General features: G+C 61.4%; 19 protein-coding genes and 1 pseudogene. 8 read left to right on the top strand and 12 right to left on the bottom strand.

All coding sequences use genetic code 11. The features are described from left to right. Nucleotides 1-20 precede the first annotated feature (20 nt). Genes ACFFGN_RS35345 through ACFFGN_RS35325 form a run of 5 tightly spaced genes read left to right on the top strand, consistent with a single transcriptional unit; the run spans nucleotide 21 to nucleotide 4,475 of the window. Nucleotides 21-416: a YybH family protein gene (locus ACFFGN_RS35345; RefSeq protein WP_380057395.1), complete on the top strand. Its 396-nt coding sequence runs from the start codon at nucleotides 21-23 to the stop codon at nucleotides 414-416. Next, nucleotides 413-733 carry a MoaF-related domain-containing protein gene (locus ACFFGN_RS35340; RefSeq protein ID WP_380057392.1) on the top strand — a complete coding sequence of 107 codons (321 nt, stop codon included), beginning with the start codon at nucleotides 413-415 and terminating at the stop codon, nucleotides 731-733. Before ACFFGN_RS35345 ends, ACFFGN_RS35340 begins: the two co-directional genes overlap by 4 nt. Next, nucleotides 730-2,061, top strand: coding sequence for a lysine N(6)-hydroxylase/L-ornithine N(5)-oxygenase family protein (locus tag ACFFGN_RS35335; protein WP_380057389.1), 1,332 nt, complete (start codon nucleotides 730-732; stop codon nucleotides 2,059-2,061). Before ACFFGN_RS35340 ends, ACFFGN_RS35335 begins: the two co-directional genes overlap by 4 nt. 14 nt (nucleotides 2,062-2,075) lie before the next feature. After that, the gene (locus ACFFGN_RS35330) at nucleotides 2,076-3,161 is read left to right on the top strand and encodes a Rieske 2Fe-2S domain-containing protein (RefSeq protein ID WP_380057386.1); all 1,086 of its coding nucleotides are present in this window, start codon (nucleotides 2,076-2,078) and stop codon (nucleotides 3,159-3,161) included. Between the two features lie 15 nt (nucleotides 3,162-3,176). Then, entirely contained in the window at nucleotides 3,177-4,475 is a 1,299-nt protein-coding gene (locus tag ACFFGN_RS35325; RefSeq protein WP_380057383.1) for an NtaA/DmoA family FMN-dependent monooxygenase, read from the top strand. Between the two features lie 188 nt (nucleotides 4,476-4,663). Here the strand turns inward: ACFFGN_RS35325 and ACFFGN_RS35320 are convergent, their stop codons facing one another. The 3 genes from ACFFGN_RS35320 to ACFFGN_RS35310 form a co-directional block, all read right to left on the bottom strand. After that, entirely contained in the window at nucleotides 4,664-5,695 is a 1,032-nt protein-coding gene (locus ACFFGN_RS35320) for a methyltransferase (protein ID WP_380057380.1), read from the bottom strand. Beyond that, a complete protein-coding gene (locus ACFFGN_RS35315) occupies nucleotides 5,692-6,948 on the bottom strand; it encodes a cytochrome P450 (RefSeq protein WP_380057377.1) in 1,257 nt (418 codons plus the stop codon). Before ACFFGN_RS35315 ends, ACFFGN_RS35320 begins: the two co-directional genes overlap by 4 nt. A gap of 247 nt (nucleotides 6,949-7,195) precedes the next feature. Continuing rightward, entirely contained in the window at nucleotides 7,196-7,822 is a 627-nt protein-coding gene (locus tag ACFFGN_RS35310) for an NADPH-dependent FMN reductase (RefSeq protein WP_380057375.1), read from the bottom strand. Between ACFFGN_RS35310 and ACFFGN_RS35305 the strand changes: the two genes are divergently transcribed. After that, nucleotides 7,821-8,081 (top strand): hypothetical protein, encoded by a 261-nt coding sequence (locus tag ACFFGN_RS35305; protein WP_380057372.1) that lies wholly within the window; start codon nucleotides 7,821-7,823, stop codon nucleotides 8,079-8,081. The two genes, ACFFGN_RS35310 and ACFFGN_RS35305, sit on opposite strands and share 2 nt — an antisense overlap. Nucleotides 8,082-8,689: 608 nt before the next feature. On the opposite strand, the gene ACFFGN_RS35300 is transcribed toward ACFFGN_RS35305, so the two are convergent. From ACFFGN_RS35300 to ACFFGN_RS35270, 7 genes and pseudogenes are all read right to left on the bottom strand, one after another. Further along, nucleotides 8,690-9,163 carry a GNAT family N-acetyltransferase gene (locus tag ACFFGN_RS35300; RefSeq protein ID WP_380057369.1) on the bottom strand — a complete coding sequence of 158 codons (474 nt, stop codon included), beginning with the start codon at nucleotides 9,161-9,163 and terminating at the stop codon, nucleotides 8,690-8,692. Nucleotides 9,164-9,592: 429 nt separating this feature from the next. Continuing rightward, nucleotides 9,593-10,435, bottom strand: coding sequence for a hypothetical protein (locus ACFFGN_RS35295; RefSeq protein ID WP_380057367.1), 843 nt, complete (start codon nucleotides 10,433-10,435; stop codon nucleotides 9,593-9,595). A 182-nt stretch (nucleotides 10,436-10,617) separates the two neighbouring features. Then, nucleotides 10,618-11,787: a zinc metalloprotease gene (locus ACFFGN_RS35290; RefSeq protein ID WP_380057364.1), complete on the bottom strand. Its 1,170-nt coding sequence runs from the start codon at nucleotides 11,785-11,787 to the stop codon at nucleotides 10,618-10,620. Nucleotides 11,788-12,048: 261 nt separating this feature from the next. Continuing rightward, nucleotides 12,049-13,161 (bottom strand): histidinol-phosphate transaminase, encoded by a 1,113-nt coding sequence (gene hisC / locus ACFFGN_RS35285; protein WP_380057429.1) that lies wholly within the window; start codon nucleotides 13,159-13,161, stop codon nucleotides 12,049-12,051. Nucleotides 13,162-13,731: 570 nt separating this feature from the next. Beyond that, nucleotides 13,732-14,127 carry a hypothetical protein gene (locus ACFFGN_RS35280; protein ID WP_380057360.1) on the bottom strand — a complete coding sequence of 132 codons (396 nt, stop codon included), beginning with the start codon at nucleotides 14,125-14,127 and terminating at the stop codon, nucleotides 13,732-13,734. A gap of 1,437 nt (nucleotides 14,128-15,564) precedes the next feature. Then, entirely contained in the window at nucleotides 15,565-15,873 is a 309-nt protein-coding gene (locus ACFFGN_RS35275) for a transposase (protein ID WP_380057357.1), read from the bottom strand. A 130-nt stretch (nucleotides 15,874-16,003) separates the two neighbouring features. Then, nucleotides 16,004-16,207: pseudogene (locus ACFFGN_RS35270) on the bottom strand (helix-turn-helix domain-containing protein); the annotation flags it as partial. 743 nt (nucleotides 16,208-16,950) lie between these two features. Between ACFFGN_RS35270 and ACFFGN_RS35265 the strand changes: the two are divergent. Together ACFFGN_RS35265 and ACFFGN_RS35260 are read left to right on the top strand one after the other, a co-directional pair. Continuing rightward, nucleotides 16,951-18,192, top strand: a complete 1,242-nt coding sequence (locus tag ACFFGN_RS35265; RefSeq protein ID WP_380057354.1) for an IS110 family RNA-guided transposase — start codon at nucleotides 16,951-16,953, stop codon at nucleotides 18,190-18,192. Nucleotides 18,193-18,230: 38 nt separating this feature from the next. Further along, a complete protein-coding gene (locus ACFFGN_RS35260; RefSeq protein WP_380057351.1) occupies nucleotides 18,231-18,674 on the top strand; it encodes a GNAT family N-acetyltransferase in 444 nt (147 codons plus the stop codon). A gap of 391 nt (nucleotides 18,675-19,065) precedes the next feature. Here the strand turns inward: ACFFGN_RS35260 and ACFFGN_RS35255 are convergent, their stop codons facing one another. Together ACFFGN_RS35255 and ACFFGN_RS35250 are read right to left on the bottom strand one after the other, a co-directional pair. After that, nucleotides 19,066-19,698 (bottom strand): carboxymuconolactone decarboxylase family protein, encoded by a 633-nt coding sequence (locus ACFFGN_RS35255; protein ID WP_380057348.1) that lies wholly within the window; start codon nucleotides 19,696-19,698, stop codon nucleotides 19,066-19,068. A 112-nt stretch (nucleotides 19,699-19,810) separates the two neighbouring features. Then, nucleotides 19,811-21,066 (bottom strand): thioesterase domain-containing protein (locus tag ACFFGN_RS35250; RefSeq protein WP_380057345.1); only part of this gene is annotated, 1,256 nt, incomplete at its 5' end.

Genomic DNA, 21,066 nt, shown 5'->3' with positions numbered 1-21,066 from the left:
CTATGACATGGAGGCCAGCAATGAGCACCGAAATAGGAGCCAGCGAGCAAGACGTCATAGCGGCGCAGACCGCAGCAGTGATGCAGCACAACATGGACGCATTCAGCGCCGGTGACCTCGACGCGGTTGTGGCCGACTACGACGATGCCGCCCTCGTGGTCAACGACATATTCGGAACTGCCTCCGGGCGCACCGAAATAAGGGCATTGTTTGAGCGGTTGTTGGCGGACGTGTTCCCGCCCGAGCGAATCACGGTAGAGCACACCGCTGAGATCATTTCGGGTCGCCTTGCCTTTTACACGTGGCGAGCCGAAAACGCTTCGTTCGGCACCGACACCTTCATTGTCGAAAACGGCAGGATCGTCCTGCAGACATTTGCTGTGCAATTTTCCCACTTGGAGAGGAACGTAGGATGAAACTCATCGGTCATCGAGTTCGCGTCAGCTACGACAGCGGCGCCGAATACCAGGTCGAGTACCTGAGTGCGGACAAGTTGCGGTGGAGCGCGGTTGCCGGACCAACGACCGGCAACTCCGGCATCGAAGAGCCGACGATCCTCGAACTGAGGGACGGTGTCTACTGGCTGAACTGGCTTGAGGCTGATGGCACCTCGATCAGCCAGGTTCTCGATCTGAACGACCTCAGCCTTTCGGAGTTCAGTACCTACACCACCGACACTGGCGACAGAGAGAAGTCCTTCCAGCAACCTGCCGTGGTTGTGCTGGAACAATGACCGACGTAGCCGACCACGACCTGGTTGGGGTTGGCATCGGGCCGTTCAACCTCGGACTCGCTGCCTTGGCTAACCAGTTGGACGCGCTGCAATCGGTCTTCTTCGACGAGAATCCAGATTTCGACTGGCATCCGGGTCTGATGCTCGACGGTGCAACTCTCCAAGTGCCGTTCCTCGCGGATCTCGTGACCTTCGTGGACCCCACCAATCGGTGGTCCTTCACTAACTACCTCCACCACCATGATCGGCTCTTCGCGTACTCATTCATGGAGACTCCGAACCCATACCGAGCGGAGTACAACCACTATTGCCGCTGGGTCGCCGAGTCGCTTGAGAATTGCCGGTTCGGGATGCGAGTAGAGGCGGTTCGCTGGGATGACGAGGAGGCTCGGTTCATAGTCGAGACGGTATCCACCAGCACTGGTGACCGACGCAGTGTTACCAGCCGGAACATCGTCGTCGGACTCGGCAGCGAACCGAAGGTGCCGAGCGTCATCGCCGCAGTCATGGGCCAGCAAGTATTTCACAGCTCAGACTACTTGCAACATGCTGACGAGATCGCGGCGTACCGAGACATCACGGTCGTTGGCTCCGGGCAGTCTGGGGCCGAGGTCTTCCTGGATCTCCTCCAGCGGCAGCCGATCCACGGCTGGAACCTGCGCTGGCTCACTCGAACTCATGAGTTCACCCCGTTGGCCTACTCGAAGCTTGGTCTGGAACGCTTCACGCCTGACTACACACGCTTCTTCTACGGGCTGCAGCAAGACGTGAAAGACCGAATCCTTCCGGACCAGTGGCGGACGTACAACGCTGTGGACCAAGCGACGTTGGGCGCCATCTACGACTTGCTGTACGAACGCACAATCGCCGGTAGGGAGTCAATGGCATCGCTGACACCTGCGTCAGAGGTCGTGTCAGTGACGGAGGCTGGTCGCGGGTTCCAGGTCGAGTGCCGACACGTGTTACAGGACCGGACGTTTCTCGTTGACACTGACTGCATCATCGCGGCGACCGGCTATCAAACGCGTGCTGCAGAGTGCCTGAAGCCGATGGCGGATGCCCTTCGCCTCGACACCGCCGGCCGATTCTGCGTCGGACCCGACTATCGACTGGAGCTTCACGACGAGATCAGTGGAGTGGTGTTCGTTCAGAATGCGGAGGCTCACACGCATGGCTTGAGCGCGCCGGATCTGGGCCTTGGGGCATTCCGCAGCGCCATGATCATCAACGCCGTGGCCGGCCGCGAAGTGTACCGGATACCCGCGAGAACCGCCTTCACATATTTCGAGCCGACGGCAGTCGGCACGATAGCCACCGGACCTGAGTAGGCCAGGAGTAATCGATGGAGCCTACGTCCAGACGTCAACAGGCGGAACAAGCACTGCTGCATGCGTGGTTTCCCGTCGCTCGATCTATTGACCTCGGCCAGCCTCAAGCCGCGACGCTCTTGGGTGAGAAGCTGGTCGTCTATCGCACCGCTGCCGGAACTCCCGTAGTCCAGTCCCGCCGCTGCCCCCACCGGGGCGCCGATCTGTCACAGGGCACGGTGATCAAAGATGACATTGCCTGCCCGTACCACGGTTGGCGGTTCAGCGCAGAAAGTGGTGCCTGCTCCTTCATCCCTTCACTGACCGACCAGACGCGAATTCCACCACGTGCCGAAGTGAAGACCTACCCGGCAGTCGAACGGTTCGAACATGTCTGGACGGTTCTTGACGAACCTACCTATCCGATGTACGACCCACCGGACTGGCGTGACCTCCATCTGAAGTCGGCCGCCGCAACGCCGATCCCCGCATCAACAGGGGTTGCCGCCGCAATGGAGAACTTTAGAGACGTCGCTCACTTCCCCTTTGTTCACGCGGTATCTATGGGCGAGATGCCTGAGGTGGTGGAACGCCTCGTGGTGGATCGAGATGGCGTCAACATCGCCATGGACCGACCGCTGATCGCCGCGGATGGCGACTGGATGGTGAACGGCGACTGCATGATGCGGTACCGATGCATCGCACCGGGTTTCGCCAGTGTGATCTACGACTACGAGCGTCTCGGCAGGCGACTGCTCGGCGTGTTCCCGTCGCCGTCGTCGTACGAATCTGTTCTGCTCTTCTGCGTCGTTGCTGTTGGCAAGGGGTTCCAGGGAACGTCTCTCAAAGACTGCGTCCGATTCGAGGAGGCGGTCACATGGGAGGACGTGGCCGTCGTGGGGAAGCTGGACCCGCCGGAGGTCCCCTGGGATGAGGAGCGCATTGAGGTATCAGTTCCGGCGGACGCGTTCACACTCAATTACAGGGCGGCGTTCTGGACCTTTGTAAGACGAACTCGTGAGCTCATCCACGACAATCCAGACGGGTCGAGCGCACACCAGCACGCCACAAGGAACCTCCATCCGCCGCGTAATCGTAATGCTTCTCCATCCACTGACTGACGGGAGTGAATGAGTATGTCTAACAACCAATTCCACCTGGCTTGGTTTTGCAATTTCACGGCGGACTCGTGGATGGGCCCCTGGGGTGGCAGCGGGCTCTCGTGGGACGGCGGCTTTTACGTCGAATTGGCGAAAGATCTCGAGCGGGCATGTTTTGACTGTGTGATTCTCGAGGACAAGGTCATGGTGTCGAGTGTCTACGGAGGCACCATGCAAGCCGACCTCAAACACGGCGTCGCGCCGAAGCACGACCCTTTGCCACTGGCCACGCTCATAGCGCACAGCACGCAGAAGCTAGGTATCATAGCAACGATGTCGACCAGCTTCTATCCGCCTTGGATGCTAGCCCGCCTCGCCGCTACGGTCGACCACATCGCAGGAGGCCGGTTCGGTTGGAACATCGTCACCTCGGCCGAAGACAAAGCGGCTCAGAACTTCGGCCTCGACAAATTGCATGATCACGATCTCCGCTACGAGATGGCAGACGAATACGTCGACCTTGTCCAACAACTCTGGGACTCGTGGGACGCTGATGCGGTCATCCGTGACCGGGCGAGTGGCGTTTATGCCGACCATACGAAGGTCCACACGATCGACTTCGAGGGGCGATATTTCAAGTCTCGGGGACCGCTGAACACCGTGAAACCTCCCCAAGGTCATCCCGTCCTCTGCCAGGCCGGCGCCTCGCCGAAAGGCCGCGCCTTCGCCGCCAAGTACGCCGACACGATCGTCGGGATCGGCAACAACGTCCATGACATGAAGGAGTATCGCGACAACATCCGCGAGTTGCTCCGAAGCCACGGCCGCAGGCCGGAGGACTGCAAAATCCTGTTCCTGGTCACGCCCGTCGTCGACGAGACCGACGAAGGCGCCAAGCGCAAGGTTGAGCGCTGGATCTCGAACCCGAACTATATCGAGTATCTGTTGGCTGAGCTTTCGTCTATCACCGAAGTTGACTTCTCGCGATTCGATCTCGACTCCCCCCTGCCCAGTGTCAGCACAAACGGCGAGCGCGGAACGCTGGAGAAGTTCGCACAGTCCGGCAGTGGCAAGAAGCTTCGTGAACTGATTCGCCTCAGTTTGGTTGAAACGGTTGAGCTGATCGGCACGCCGGAGACGGTGGCGAATCGCATGGGCGAGATCATGGAAGAGGTGGGCGGCGACGGCTTCCTCATCACTAGCCCCAGGATGCAGTTGAACCGCCGCTACATCACCGAGATCACGGACGGTCTGGTGCCCGCCTTGCAACGACGTGGCCTTGTCCGTACGGCGTACACGCACGACCACCTACGGGACACCCTACTTGAGTTCTGAGGGCCCGGCGTCGCGCAATCACGCCTCGCGATCCGATCCGCCCGGCTGCGAGCATGCGCAGACCGAGTATGTGCATCAAAGGCACCGAATGCTCGCCGGCGAGAACCAGTGAGCCGATCGGCCGGGACACGCCGGCCAAAACCAGGCGGCCCGAGTTGATCGCTGAACTGGCCGCCCTTCGATTGAAATCAATCGGAGATACAAATCTCCAGCAGAGCAAAGAACGAGAAAATTGGCAGGACTTGACGCAGTTTCAGGCCACTCGCCGCGAGAAGGCTGCGGAATTCCGCTTCCGTCCGCTCTCGTCCTGGCGTGAGCAGGAAAATCTGGAAATCAATGAACTGCCCTGGGAAATAGTGTTCAATGGGCGGCGCCATAGTTTCGAGGATGAGCAATTTCGAACGACGGGTCATAGCGGAGCGGCAATTCTTCAGTATCGCGACGGCATCCTCGTCATTCCAGTCGTGAATCACCCCCCGCAGGATATATATGTCACCCCCGGATGGTACGCGATCAAAGAAATTGCCTTCAATGAATTCGCAGCGACCCGAAATCGCGTCATTGGTGCGGGCGGACTGAATGACGCGAGGTAGATCAAAGAGCGTGCCGGACAGCGTCGTATTCGACTCGAGTATCTCCGAGATGAAGTTCCCTTGTCCACCACCAATGTCGATGACACGGCTGTGGTCCGGTATCCGATACGCATCCAGGAAGGCGGCGTTCGTGTACCTCGACGAAGCGGTCATCGCCTCATCGAAAATTAGGGCTCGGTCCTTGCGTGCCTCGAAGAACTCAAAAAGGGACTGTTGATACCTTCTGTCAAATGCTGGAACTTCGGTCTTCAGGCTGGCTTCCATGTCCGACGCGCAGTGCCACATCCAATCCTCGGCCAGGTAGATAACGAGCGGCCTGAGAGACATGGGATGATCGATACGCAGGAGATGTCCCATGTCAGTGAGGGATACAGTCGCGTTGGGGTCGATCGTGACCAGCCCACTGTGGGCGACGGCTCGCAAGACGCGACTGAGTGATTGTTCATGGGTCCCCGTTGCCGATGCCAGATTGATGATCGGTGTGTTGCCCTGGGCAAGGATGTCGGCAAGTCCGAGTCTCGTGAAGGCAAAAATTGCCTGAGAGGTGAAGAATCTCGCCGCTGCGTCAAGGAGACGTGCAACATTCTCGGCGGTTCCGGGCACGAGTGCACCCCCCGATTCGGTCATGGTCGATCACCTCCCGCCGTGGTCGGTGAGGCAGCGGAAGCATGCGAAGACATGGGGATCGGGCGAAGATCTACAGGCAGAGATCTAGGTGCACGTAGTTCGCTGGTTCCATTCCAACTCACCTCTTCATCTCGAAGTCGCATATCTGGCAGAGATGTGGCCAGCGCGCTGATGGTGCCGCAGGTCAGAGCGCGCGACAAAGATGCACCAGCACAATAGTGTGGCCCGAGCCCCATGCCGAGATGTTTGTTATTCGTTCGATATATATCGAACCGATCCGGCTGCGTGAAACGATGAGGATCCCGATTGGCTGCCAGGATACTGAGAATGATCATCTCGCTCGCTTCGATCTGCACTCCTCCAACATTTGCCGCTTCATCTGCGACGTACGGGAAGATCGAGATGCAGCTTTCATGGCGATTTGCCTCTTCGACAGCAGCCGCCGCCATCTCCGGCCGGGCCGAGATCGTGCGCCAGTGTGCTGGATCGCTGAGGAGCGCATGGATGGTACACGCCAGGAGGCTTGGGACGGTGTCGTAGCTACCGACGATAAGGTTCACGACGAGCGCCGTGACTTCGTCTTCTGTTAGAGCAGCGTCGTTCTCAGCGACAAGACGCGAAATGATGTCTGGTCGAGGTGAAACGGAACGGGCTCTGATCGCATCCTTGGCGAGCCGGGAGAGGGTACTGATTGCAGTTTCCAGCATTGCCCTCACCTCGGGTGAGATCTTGTCGATGCCGGCGAACACCGTACCGAAGTCAGCGGAATATTTCCCGATTTTCTTGAAATCGGTGTCGTCGAATCCCAATGAGCTGCACAGGATTTCGAGCGGCGCCTTTCGGCATACATCGGCGACGAGATCCACTTCGCCCGTGTCTGACAGGGAGGCACACAGCTCCGCGGTGCGGCGTTCTACTGAAGTTCGAATCTGCTCCAGCAGCGACGAGGAAAGTACCTGGGCAAGCAATGTGCGATATCGCCGGTGCTGTTCACCCCGTTGGGAATGGAAGAAGAGGTTCCACCAGTCGAAGAGAGGACCGTCGGGTACACCGCGCTGGATGAGCCAATCAGGCCCCGGCGGGCGGAACTTCTTGTCGACCAAGATCGAAGCCACATCGGCATAGGTTATGAACGTGCGCAGCCCATACTGGAGGACGACGCGGTGGCCGCTGTCGCGAGCCTGCCGATATTTTTCGTGGTCGGTTTGGCTATGCCAGCTTCCCATCTCAATGACTGGAAGGCTCTGAACCATGAGAATCCTCCGGACGACGTCGGGGTAGGCCGCCTCATCACGAGTGAGGGAATGACGCCTGGTCGTTCCGGATCGGCATCCGAACCTCGCACCGCGGTGTCGTTGTGGTCTACCAGCCAGGTTCTGGTTTCTCTCGAATGCGATGAGGACAGCAGCAGCTTCCGGGGCCGAAATCAGATCCACCTGCGAGAGATCCGCTGCGGAAGGGTTCCAGACGATCCACTGCCACCGAGGTTCCCCTTTGCTGTCAGTCGGTCTGAGGACCGGTGCTATAGGGCCGGATTGCTCTGGCGTATCGAAGGGCGTCAGCCCACCACAGGAGCTGGTCGAGCATGGATTTGACCGCTCCACTGCAGAGCGTTGGGTCGACCGGGGATCCATCCGCATCGAAGGAGTCCCACGGTTTGTGAAAGCTGACCGTGGCGCGAATGGTCGCGGCATGGAGCTCTGCGAACACCGCACGGAGCTGCTCGACGGCTCGCAGGCCGCCAGAACGCCCGCCATAAGAAACGAAAGCAATCGGCTTGGCGTGCCATTCCTCGTTGTGCCAGTCGATGAGGTTCTTCAATGAAGCTGGAAAGCTATGGTTGTACTCAGGAGTCACTACGACGAAGCCGTCAGCGGCCGCGAGTCTGGGTGAGACGTTCTGGAGCAGACGAGCTACTTCCGGCGTAGCTCGCCGTTTATCAGGAAGCGTCAGAGGTAAGGAAATCTTGAGGAGGTCGATGACGTCAAGATTGATGTCTGGTCGTTGGGCCGCTCGTCCAATGAACCAGTCCGCTATGGCGCCCCCCGAGCGACCCTCGCGGACGCTGCCGATGATGACGGCGATCTTAATCGGCGGCTGGCCCTGAATATCTACCGTGATAGCCATGTCTCATCCCCGTCCCGGTCAGAACATCAACAAGTTGTCGCGGACTGTGACCGCTTTTCGCGGGAGCGGCGATCGATGTGTGGCTGCATCTGGTGACCTGAAAACCGTGAGAAACCGGACAGCGTCCGGCAACGCCACTTCAGCAGAATACCGATTTATGGCGCCATCGGAAGATGATCTCGTCATTTGCCCGGAGATGCTGATCTCGGCATTCATGGTAACGAGCGGCGTATATGCTGAAATTAGCAAGCCTGGCTGATTCAATTCTGACGTGCCACTGAAATGTCGCTGAAGCGCAAAACGGCTTGCGTGCTCGTAGCCTTATTCAGTCAAGGATTCTGTCGACAGGCCTCACGGCGGCAACGGGCGCGTGCCGCAATCGTTCGTCCGGCCTCGAGGCCTCGTTCTCGCGAGGCTTCCGAGCATCTGCCACGCTATGACCTCGCGATGCCCGGTTGATGTGTCTCGCCTGCCGTCGGTACCAACCTCATACCGAGACCACCCTTTGATGGCAGAGAAGCGCTGGCCGTGCGACCGGGCTATCGCGATGCGGTGGCGGCCCGGCACCAGTTGGTGGCCAGGACCAGCACGCTGTTCGAGCTGGTCCTGGCAGCTGGACTCGGACGCGGAGAAGCTTCGGCGGGCGACGCTGGTCACCTGGTTCCCACCGTACGGCCGTTCCTTAAGCTCCTCGTCGAAGCCATCGACTTCGGCGCCATCTTAAAAAGACTGGCCAGGCACTGAAGGCGCCGGAGGGCGCCCGCCCTATGAGTGCAAGAAGGCCGGCGCTCGGTGAGATCGGGACATCGCTGCTCGTAGGCAGCACCGACCTTCCTCTAGCAAGACGCTTGGCCGCTTTGGCCGTCATCAGGAAGGGGCCTGATTGCGACCAACCAGGATGTGCTCGTCGTTCCACTGTGGAATTGTCGCCGTCCCTGCGAGCCAATCCCGTCGAAGTATCGCGTATCCCACCGCATCATGAACTGCCCCGTCGGATGCAGGCCACGCGTCTCGGTAGTGCGCCTCCTTGACATACCCGCACCGCTGAAAGGTGCGGCGCATCGCAACGTTGTCCTGACGGGTGTTGCCCTCGATTCGAAGGATCTGAGGAAACTCGGTGAACAGATACCTCGTCAGCCAAGTCAGGGCCTGGCCGCCGATGCCCTGGCCCCGGTACTGAGATCGGATCCGCAGGTCGAACAGTGGTGATTCGTCGTCCAAGTCCATCAAGCGGATCAATCCGACGGTGTGGTCAGCTGCGGTGATCCAGAAAGTCCTGTTCCCGTCGCTGTCGTAATTGCCGCCTGAAACCGATCGCTGTGCATCGTCACGGCCAATCACAGCCGAACCATGGAATGGCCGGCTATCGCTGATGAGGAAACCGACTAGATCGTCAGCCTCGCGTGGGGACGAAACGTCGGTAGGAAATCTCCATGGCTAGCTCCTCTTTCTTGCTTCGCTTTGCGGGACGCGAAGGTATCTCCACTGCACAACCGAAGGCTTCGTCATGTCTCAACGACATGACCATCGCCCCTACTGTCTAGGCCTACAGAGGGCGGGCTTCAGTGAACATCAGGGCCTGGACCTAGACACTCGCTGGCCCGTGCGTGTATCCGCATAGCCAGAAAGCCTGATTTCGACGCACGGGTCAGGATCGGCCGGTCTAATGCGGCCATCCGCTTTGCAGGCAGTACCGAGCGTTCTGAACAGACCGGTGAAGGATGCCGTTCTGCACGTTCACCCGTCACCGTCGCCCCAAAAGCCCAGCCACTAGTTGGCGCAACGCAAGTGCACCTCCAGGTTCCAATTGCTGATCGGCGTGGTGCCTATGTAGGGAGTTTTCGGGCGGACCTGGATGTACAGGCTCTGATAGGGAGCACCCGAGCTGATCGTCAACGGCGCCTCAAGCTTCACGGACGTGCCAGCGGTCCCCCCGAGACTTGCTGTCCCAAGCAGGTCATGACTGGCGTTCAAACTCGCCTTGAGGTCGAAATCGGCATGGTAGTTGGCATATCTGTTGGCCAGCCATGCCCTTACCTCGAGGCAACCGGAGATCGGCGGCGCAACGACCCCAACCGGAGATGTCTCACCGCGCACATCGTGATTGACCCACAGATAGTTGGCCGACTCCGGAGTGAGGGCCCACGGCTTGCTGCCATCCGAGTGGAAGCCGTAGGCCTTCGTGAATGCCCCGCGCCAGACGTAATGCGTGAAGGATTTCGCGGCTGAGGCCCCCTCGGCGTACCCGTCCGTGGCAGGCGTGGTCAGCCTGTAGTGCGCGACCGACCCGGGCCGAGTCGCCGTGATGCCGATTTTGCCGGCGACCATCTGACGCTTGGCGACATTGACCCAGAGCTTGGCGTCTGTGTCGTACCGCTGCAAGTAGGCCCACGTGTAGTCCGGCAGTGCCGGTGTCACATGACCAGTCACCGTCAGTTGGCCGTTATCGGCATTCGTCGTACTGATCGTGTCGAGGACCACCTGCGGGGTCACAACCTGCACCGCCGTATCCCTCTGTGCGGACCGGCCGGTGCCATCCTTGACTGCTCCGGACATCAGATTAATCCCGATCGGCGCCATCAGCCCAGCAACCGCAACCAAGGAGGCCGTCATGGCACGAACCCGCTTCATACTCACCCTCTCACCGGCCAACCGATCCGCAGTTGGCGACAGATTTCAACCCGCCGACGCTCGCACAGCGACATTGCTTCGGACTGAAGGCCGACTGAAACGCGCACTTCCACCGGTGGAGAGCCCCGCACCGACCTGAACGGTGCGGAGCCTTGGCACAAGCGTCAGCGATGGTTGCGCTGCAACTCGAGGTACTCGGAGAGCGTCATCTCCTGCAGCTCAGCGGGATCTGTCTCGGTTTGGACGTTCGGGCCCTGGCCGACGGCACCGCCGCCGAAGACGAGGTTCGCCCAGTCGTTCTGTGCGGTCAGCGTCTTCTTCGCGTTGTCGCGGTTGATGTCGCTCATGGTGACGTCGGTGGCGTCACCGTCGCAGTTCCAGTCGATCGGCAAGCTGGCCGCGCCGGTCGTACTCCGGATGGTTCCGTCCGGACACCACCAGGTGGTCTTGAACCCCGAAGCCGAACTGCCGAGGCCCTCCGCCTCATTCAGGTTCTTCTCATCCAACGCCGGTGGCACGACGTTCGAGTATCCCCAGTAGGTGGTGCCGTCGGTCTTCTGCACACCACGGAACTGGAAGTAGTAGTTCATCACGCTCAGATAGTTCGGCTTGAAGTTCGTGCCGTCGGCTCCCCCGTGGTGCAGTCCGAGGGCGTGACCGAACTCATGCATGAACGTGCCGACCTCCTGGTTGTCCGTACCGGCATAGCCACATTTCGGGCCGACGGTGACGATGAACGTGTCACCCGGGATCCCGAACTCAAGGCCACTGCTGCAGCCGCCGTTGTAGCTGTCGGCCCACAGCATGTAGTAGAAGACAGCTCGCCTGGACTTGGCGAAATTCGCGTCCCTGATCGCGGTCGTCTGCGTGTGGACTGGCTGAAGGTCGTCGTCGTAAGGGACCTCGTTACCTCCACCCAGGTTGTACGCCGATCCACCAGCCGGACCGGCGTCGAGGTGGAGTCGGATCCCGGTCGTACCGTCGGGGTTGCTGACGGGCGCGGTCGCGAACACCTCCACGATCCGGTCCATCGCCGCGATGCTGGTCAGCCTGCCGGCCATGTAGTCCATCTCGACGAACAGGTCTTTCTTTGTCGGCGTCGCGCCCATCGCGGGTAGGTCGACGTCGATGGTGCCGTCGCCGTTGGCGTCGTACCCGTTCGTCTCCCAGATGTCGGGCAACGAGTCGCCGTCGGTGTCGGCCAACAGCGGTGCGGTGACGATCGGCGCCGCAGGGTCAGCGGACGGAGGCACGGCGGCCACCGCGCTCATTGTGGCGAGCGCTGTGACAGCCAGGGAGCCGAGCATGGTGAGCAAGGCCGGCCGGGAATTCATCAGATCTCCTTGTAGCAGTGGACGAAATCGTCCGACACCATAGGCGAGCTTCTGAAGCAACACTGAAACATGCGGTTCGTCCACCGCGATCGCCAATGTGAAACGGACTCCGGACGCCGATCGGCGTCCGCATCATGGCTAACGTCGCTGGCCATGGTGAGACGTCAGCCGGTATCTCGGGTGCGGCTGGAGGGCGGCCAGTTTGCGCACCCTCGCCGAGACAGATTCCGTTGGTTGTTCGGATCGATGGGACAGTATCAGTCACCCGATCGGCGACCGCTTGTGGACGTTCCACTGTCGTACGACGTCTAGGAACAGGCTATTTGTCTCAGGCTCACCGATCGTGACACGGGCGCCCTCACCTGGGAAGGATCGTACGATTAGACCTGCGGCTTCTGCTGCCATCGCGAACGCGTGCGTGTCCTCGCAGAGTTCTAGCCACAAGAAGTTTGCCTGGCTGTCTCGCACCTCCCAGCCGAGCTCGCGTAGCGCGTTCACCATTCTGCTGCGCTCTCCGACAATGCCCTCGACCCGCTGCAACAAGTCGGCTTCCGCAGCCAGCGATGCGATCGCCGCTTGCTGGGCGATGTCGCTGAGACCGAATGGTACGGCGCACTTTCTGATCGCCGCCATCACCAGCTCCGATCCGATTGCCATCCCGACGCGCAGACCCGCCAAGCCGTACGCTTTGGAGAACGTCCGCAGGACAACCACGTTGGGGTGCTCGCGGTGCAGGTCGATACCGTCCACAGCCCGCGGTTCGCGGACGAATTCGCGGTATGCCTCGTCGATTACGACCAGTACGCCCACCGGCACTGCCCGCAGAAACGCCTGCAGGTCATCACCACGCACAACCTCGCCAGTCGGGTTGTTCGGCGTACAGATCAAGATCACCTTCGTTTTGGTGCTGACGGCGGCCGCCATGGCGTCCAGGTCGTGCCGGCCGTCGGCCGTTAAGGCGACCTCTATTGCAGTGGCGCCGGTTAGTGCGACCGCGATTGGATACGCCTCGAAGGAACGCCACGCGTAAATTACCTCGTCGCCGGTCTCGCAGGTCGCCTGAAGTAGGTTGTACAGCACTGCAGCCGAGCCGGCGCCCACCGCCAGCCGGTTCACCGGTACGTCTAAGCGGGCTGACAGGGCCTCAAGCAGGGCCGTCGAGGTGAGATCCGGGTAGCGGTTCATTGATTCGACCGCTCTCATCGCGGCCCTGAGTACGCCCGGTAGGGGTGGATAGGGGTTCTCGTTACTGGACACCTTGTATGAAGGCCGACCGTCGACACGCTTCGGTGGCTTACCTGGGATGTATGCCGGTATCGCGCCCAGTGCACTGCGGAATCTCAGCTCGGACGGGTGACTCCTCGTTTCGGACATTGACGCCAGCAGTTGATCTGGTTCAAGGTTTGCAGGACTCATTCTGGCTCAGCCTTCGAGATCCGCAGGAAGCCCAACATTGGGACATCCGTGGAGCAGCTAGGAATTCGGTCCGGAGCGGGGCACATCTTGCACATCGTTATGCTCGCGGCCAACGATTGACCCACCACCGGCAGTAATGCTGGCGTGAATCGTCTCTCAATTCTGCGGCGGACGGCTGGACTGTCGCTGATGTGCTGCGGATACCGCCACAGTAGCTGGTCCTGACACACGGCGGCCTACTGCTCACAACATCTGGCCTGCGATTGTCGTCAGTCTGCGGGAGGCATCCGCCGGTCCGAGTCCAGCGGCTTCAGCGGTCTCCGATACCGAGCCTGTGTCTCCCCTTCCAAAGGCCACCCGCTTGATCCCGGACGGCATCGGCAGCACCCCCAGCAGGTACTGAACTGAGGCGGCCCGGGCGCTACATGATCAGCCCACCGGTTGGGCAACCGAAGTACGACGGGTAGTTGTGGAACACCGACGGGGCGAACCAAGTGAGCTGATCGCGCCGAATCCGCGCTCATGCCATCACGGCAGGGCAGGCGGCGGCAGAAAATCGACCCGGTAGACCATCAGGCCAGCATCGGTCAGTTCAGGGGTGGCTACACCATGTCCACAGAGCCGATCCAACGCCTGTTTAGCAACAGACACGCTCACGCCGCAGTCGGAGGCGACCTCCACTACAGTGACGCTCCCACCTAGCTCGCGGGCCAGGTCGAGGACCTTCAACTCGAGCTCTTGCTGGGAAACCTGACGACGTCGGGGACCGAGATTCGCCCAGGCCATCCAACCGCCGACGGCACTGGCGCTCAAGAAAAAGACGAGGATTCCCCACAGGGTGCTGGAGTCGGTGTCCGAGGCGCCAGTGGCGATGTCGCCGATGGCGGCGGTCACGAAGAACACGCTGCTGATGACCAGCACCATGCCCAGGACGCCAATCCACGTCCTTCGTCTGCTGCTCACTGTGTGGAGTGAACCATCGGCACAAACCCGAGGTCAAACACCGCGCCGACAGTTGACCCTAGGCTCCTCCGCCTTACATCGGCTCTGAGGTCAGGAACCACTGTTTCGCGGCGCAGACACGATTCGCGGCCCCACCCGCTCTGTCTCCAGAACCCCATTGCCCTCCGATCAGGGATGCGGCGCAGCGCGTCCATGCGCACGTGAGCGCAATTCGAGGGGGCCATCACGGGTCGCAATGGTGGCGCGCTGTCATCACCGCAATCTCGGCGATCGCAGGTTTGTTCGGGCTGAACGCCGTTCAGGAAGCACAGCGGGATATCGACAGTCACGACGACCATTCCCACAACCAGCACGCCGCCGACGGACGAGCCCTCGGGCGACTCAAACTGATGTTCGCGGGACTTCTGGGGGAACAACCAGCTCCCGGTGGCCTGCTTTGTGGCCAGGCTCTGGCCCCAGTGGCACCTCGGACGTCGCGGGCGGGTGCCAGCTATCGCGCAGGAAGGTGACCAGAGATCCACCTGACGTTCAGTAAACTCATCGGTCATCCTGCGCCGCCTCGGATATGAACCAGTGTCGGCCCTGTGAGAGGGGCAACTCGTAGCTTCCTTCGGTGGTGCCTGCGACGTTCAGGGCGTGCCACATGAGAAAGTCGCCGCGCCTCCTCATCACGGCCTTCCATTGGTCGTGACCGCGGCGGCTCTCGGCTAAGGTCCACAAACGCAAAGCTGATAAAGCGAGCGAGTCAGCCATGACATCGACTGCGCTCTGCCGGTCTGGATGCTCTGTAGTCATCGTGGAGCCGCCGGTGGCACGGTACTCGACAATCCAGCCGTGGCCGGTCCTGCCGTGATGTCGGTCCACGTTCACCAGCTCACCTCCGCACCTGACTTCCTGGAAACGCCAGGCAACATCCGTCGCTGCCGTCCACTCCGCTGGGTTGCTCGCGATGAGAGCCCGTTTCATGGTGCCCGCTCGACCTTGAAGCAATCTGGAGCACGCCTGAAGTCACCGTCCAGCGCGCAGCACGCCCGCCGAGCAGAACACAGACCTGCTCTGTTCCAGCGCTGTTCGACATCGCGGCTCCTAGGGCCGCATCCGCTTCGGCGTTGATCGCTCATGCTGAACGCTTGGCCTCAGGGCGCTTCGATCGCCCGACGAACGTTCGTGGTCGCCTGCCTTGGTGTACCGGCCAGGTCTAGTGCCTCGTCAAGCAGCGTTGGGTAGGTAATCGGGTCGGCGGATCTTGGAGTCGGCAGCGAAGTGTCGTTTGGGTTGGGCTCGCTTGTTGCGCCAGCGGACGTAGCCGGTGATCGCGTTCTGCTGGGCGGTGGGTGGGGTAGTCGCTGCCGTCGAGGGTGAAGTACCTGAGGGCGGTGAACTCGCACTCGATCCAGTTCAGCCAGGACGCGTTGCTGGGGTGAACACCAGTTCGACCCCGTTGGGGCGGCACCATTCGATGACGTCGGCCTTCTTGTGCGGCTCGTAGTTGTCACACACGACATACAGCTTCCCGGCCGGGAAGCTGTCTCGCAGTTGCTTGAGGAACCCCAGGAACTCCCGCCAGCGTTTGCGGTTGCGGAACCGGTAGAACATCTGTCCTCCCCGGCCGGGGCGTGGTTGGAGGTTCAGTGGGCCGAACTCGTCTGCGCAGATCACCCGTCCGTCGGCCGGTGGATGGTCGTACAGGTCGAGAATGCGGACCATCTTCGCTGCGAACTCCGGGTCCTTGCTCGCTTTCCAGGTCTTGGTCGCCTGCCACCTGATACCCGCGTCGCAGGATCTGACGCACCGACTCCGTGCTGATCGCGATGCTCTTGTGCTCAGCCAGGTACTCGACCAGCTTCGACAGGCTCCACGTGGTGAACGGGCGGCCCGGCTGCTGCGGCGGAGTTTTGGCGACCCGGCAGACCGTTTCACGAACCGGGGGACCGAACATACGTGGCCGGTCCCCGCTCCATTTTGGGTCCAACGCCGCGAACCCCTGCTCGTTGAACGCGTGGCTCACCTCCCGCGCGTACTGCGGCTTCATCATGAACATCCCCGCCGCGTCCGCGGCACTGCGACCCTGCGCAGACGCCAAGACGATCCCCGCCCGGCGCAACCGGACCCGATCCCTGGTCCTCCGCGTGATCCGGACCAGACGCTCCATCTCCTCGGGTTCCAACGGGCGCACGAAAACCTCAGGCTGTCGAGCCATCACCACCTCCGGCCAGCAAGCCTCCAGACCCACCACCACACCGGTCAAACCCGACACAGTTACAACCCCAACGTTTCTAATGAGGGTTGTACGAGCCGCTTCGGCGGCGCCCAAGCCCTTCAACGTTTCAGGCCCTGTTGAGGTCTCCGTCAAGACCGGGACGGGCGGCGGGGAGCGGCTCGTACCTCGTTCTTCGTCCGGGGTGACGCCTGTGTATAGCGAGGCCCGTTGAGGCCTAGAGCAAGACCGTGTGTGCCCCGGACGAAGCCAGATGATCTGCCCGATGCGGCGACGCCTGCTCGCATTTCGCTGCTCGACAGCTCCACAGAGATCGGCGCGTCGCACCGGACAGATCATCACCTTGGCCGGGATGGTTGCTTGTGGTTCGAGCCCGCCCGCACGACTGAACGCCTGACTACAACGCGAGCCGTTGAGCTCTCGAACAGACCGGCGCCGTGCGGGTCGCTGGGATCGCGAACGGCTCATCGGAGGGAAGCCCACAGAGGCTCGTCATTAGGTCGCCGCGCGTTCTCGCCAAGGGGTCCGGACCGGACCGTTCACCGCCCACGACGGAGGTACTTGAGTTGAGAGTGTTCTGCGGGATCGACTGGGCCGAAGGCCACCACGACGTCGCCCTGGTCGACGAGGCCGGCCAACTGGTCGCCAAGAAACGGATCAACGAGTCGGTGACCGGGTTCGCCGAACTCGCCGCGATGTTCGAGGCCGCCGGCGACACCGCGGCCGACCCGATCCCGGTCGCGATCGAAACCCCGCGCGGACTGCTGGTCGCCGCGCTGCGCGCCACCGGCCGGCCGGTGTTCGCGATCAACCCGATGGCCGTCGCCCGTTACCGCGAGCGCATCTCGGTCAGCCGCACCAAGTCCGACCACGCCGACGCGATGGCCCTGGCCAACATCTTGCGCACCGACGCGCACCTGCACCGTCGCATCGCCGCGGACAGCGAGCTGGTCCAGTCGATCGCCGTGCTGGCCCGCGCCCACCAGGACGCGATCTGGCGCCGGACAAGGGCCTCCAACGAGCTGCGATCGCTGCTGCGGGAGTACTACCCGGCCTATCTCGAGGCGTTCGCGGGAAAGCACGCCACGAACCTCACACACCCCGAAGCCAGAGCGGTATTGGGGATCGCCGCGGATCCGGCCGCCGGGGCGAAGCTATCCAAGGCGCGGCTCGCGGCCGCGCTGAAGAAGGCCGGCCGACGGCGGTTGCTCGATCCGCGAGCGGTCGAACTTCTGGCCTTGCTACGGGAACCGCGGCTGCGTCAACCGGTCCTGGTCGAGCAAGCCATGGGCCGCCAGGCGCTCGCGCTGCTGGCCACTCTCGACGTCGAATGCCGCAACGTCGACGACCTCGCCCAAGCCACGGCAGAAGCGTTCCAGCAGCACCCCGACTACGCAATCATCACCAGCTTCCCCGGTCTCAACGACAACCTCGGCGCACGAGTCCTTGGCGAGATCGGCGACGACCGGACCCGCTTCGCCGACGCCAGGGCAGTCAAGGCCTACGCCGGATCCGCGCCCGTCACCCGAGCCTCCGGCAAGGCGTTGTCGGTCAGCTTCCGCCGGATCAAGAACGACCGGCTCGCCGCCGCCGGCTATGTCTGGGCCTTCGCCGCCATGGCCAACCACGCACCAGCAGACGCTCACTACCGCCGGCGACGCGAGCACGGCGACCGCCACTCATCAGCCCTGCGCAACCTCTTCAACCGTCAACTCGGACAGCTCTGGCACTGCCTGCAAACCAGCCAGCCCTACGACCCCGAACGGGCCTTCGGAGTCGGCCCGATGCCCAAGACAGCCGCGGCCTGAGCAACAACCGTGACCCCGGCGCGTCGCGAAACTGAAGCATGAACAGTGACGAGAAGGTCCGCATCCGCCACGAGGTCGATGAACAGCAACTGGCCGGTCTGATGGAGCTGTTTGGCTCCGCGTGGTGGATGGCCAATCGGACAGTCGAGGAGACCAGGTTGATTCTGCGAGAATCGGACATCGTTGTGGCCTTGGTCGATTCTTCACACGACGGGATCGTCGGCTTCGCTCGAGTTCTGACCGACTACGCCCACGTCGCGCTGGTGCTTGACGTCGTCGTGGCGCCAGAGTTTCGGGGATCAGGCTACGGCGCTGTGTTGCTGGATGCCATCGTCCAAAATCCCCAACTGTCCCAGGTGCGGAGCATCGAACTGGTCTGCCAGCCAGAACTCGTCCCCTTCTACAGCCGCTGGGGATTCACCGACCAGGTCGGCAGTTCGCTGCTCATGCGCCGCTCCACAGACCCCTCATCGGTTCACTAACTCTCGTCAGCTCCATATCGCCAGCCCTGCTACTTGACACCTAGAACCCATCGGAGGTCTTGGAGAGGCACTAGATATACCCGCTGCCGTCGAGGCCAGCTCGCGACCAAACCCATCAACCCATCGAACTACGCCTCCCTACGGCCAAGGTCTATGCTGAGCTCCGCGGCTACCGCGAATTCTTCTCGAGTCCACAATTTGCAGGCCAAGATCGCAGCGTCGTCTCGCCGGGTGACGCGTCGAGAACATGGATGCGAGCGCGACACCGACAAGTTCATCGGCATAGGCGCACCACGACGCGCCACCCATAAAGTTGAGTCATTCGACAACCTTCGCGGCCACATTGTTCAGTCGCAGCCAGTCCTGGGATGCGTCGAATTTACCCAGCTCCTCAATTGCTTGGCGCTGGCACCTGAAAGCAATTCAGCAGGGCAGAAACAGTCTGGTAGAGGCCGATGAGATGCACGAGCGCGGCAATTCCAGGAATTGTAAACGCAGCTACCGCCTGGGCGTACAGGTCATCATCGACTCGGCGCTGGCTCAGCAGACTGCAAGTAAAACGATAAGCCACGACCGCATCTGCGGAGATCCCGTCGGGCTCTCGCTCCTCCTTGATCGCGTCAATCATCTTATCGGACAGACCAATTTGCCGCGCAATCGCTGCGTGAGCATAGAGCTGATATTCGGACCGCCACATTGCACCCACAGCGAGGATGACGACCTCGCGGACCTCGTCGGCCAGGTTTGAGCGACTCAGGCCATCCATCCATGCACCCAGCCCCATGGTCAGCTCAGGAGAGTAGAGAAGGACGTTGTACAGACCAATCACGCGGCCGTCGGGCAACTGGCCAACATAGCCGCTCTTCTCCGCCTTGGGCATATGTTCACTGGAGATCAGATCATATATCTGGCGCTGAGCTTCGGTTAGTTCCTGCGGCGCGAGTAAGTCGAGCCTACCCCCGAGGCGGACAGCATCCTCAGCTGCCAAATCGTGATCACGTCGGGTCGAATATCCCTGGGTCATCGAGCCTCCACTTCGTAAGGTCTACTTGTAAAATTTGCCCCACCGAACACAATGGCGTTTTGCGACTCCTTTCTATTCTGCCATGAAAGAATTCGAATCACTCACCTCCTACTTAAAGTGCCGCGCGCGCCTTTAGCCAGCCGTGAACTGCCTCGCCAGTCTCAGCTCCGAAATCCTCGATCATGGTCATATGCGTACCTGGCACCGAAATGCGGGAGTGGGGAACTGGCCATCGGGGAGAACTGTCTGGCTTTTCGGCGAGGCCGTTTTCATCGGGTAGAGCCGCCGACACCATGAGCACAGGCGCTTTGACTTCACCGGGCTGCCAGCCCTTGAACAGGTGCAAGTAGCGGCCCATGGCGCTGAGCTTTACGTCGTCGCTCATCTCGGTGAACTCCGGTCGGGCCATCAGGTGGCGGTACAGGTAGGTCATGAGATCGGGCAGTGCCGGATCGTCCGGCAAGAAGGTGTCGAGCAGGATCACAGCGGCCGGTGTTACACCGGTCTGCTCAAGAGTCTTTGCGACCTCGTGTGCAAGCCAGCCGCCGGACGAATAGCCGAGGAGAGCGAACGGGACGTCCTGTGCAACGCGGCGTACGGCATCGGCGTGATAGACCGCCGCGCTTTGGAGGCTGTCAGGCAAGCCTTCGTTTTCCAGGTATCCGACAGGGGTGATGGCCGTCAGGCTTCGCAAGTCCTGGATAGGCGCCGCCATGCGAGCGAACTGATATGGAGTTGCGGGCGCGACTAGAGAGGGAAAACAGATCAGAGCCGGCGAGTCGACGCCCTTCGTGAACTGCACGATGCCAGGTCCGGTATCCGCGCGCACTGTGGGCACGGAATTGTCCCGCAAGAACGAGGCGACAGTGGCCAAGTCAAGAGCTTGCTTGAATTTGCCCGATTTGCAAGCTTCCTGGAACAGGACTGCCAGGGGCCCTTCCGGAAACGTGGTCCCCCCAACCTCGGCGACGTTGAATTCGGTGGCCACGTGACGAGACAGGTCCGACAGTGTCGAGTGGTCGAGGATCGCCGTCATCGGAACTGACACTCCCGTGACGGCACGGATTCGAGCGCGAAGCTCAGTTGCGATCAGCGAGGTGAGGCCAAGTCCAGCCAACGCGTCGTTCGGCTTCAGGTCAGGGGCCGAGTACCCCAGCGCATTGGCTAGCTCAGTACGGATCACACCGGTGAGGATCGCCTCGCGCTCGACCGGCCCCGCCTCAGTCAGCTCGCGACGCAGCGTGCTCCCCTCCACAAGGGCGGGCCCTGCCGTAGCGGAGAGCGCTACCGGTGAAGGAGCCGTCGTCGCGGCAACCTCGAGCCAGTAGCGCTCATGCTGGAAGGCATAGGTCGGGACATCAACTGCCT

Source organism: Kribbella deserti, assembly GCF_042434725.1.
Taxonomy (GTDB): Bacteria; Actinomycetota; Actinomycetes; order Propionibacteriales; family Kribbellaceae; genus Kribbella; species Kribbella deserti.
Note: the sequence above shows the minus strand (reverse complement) of the source record. Positions and strands in the feature narration are given on the sequence as shown.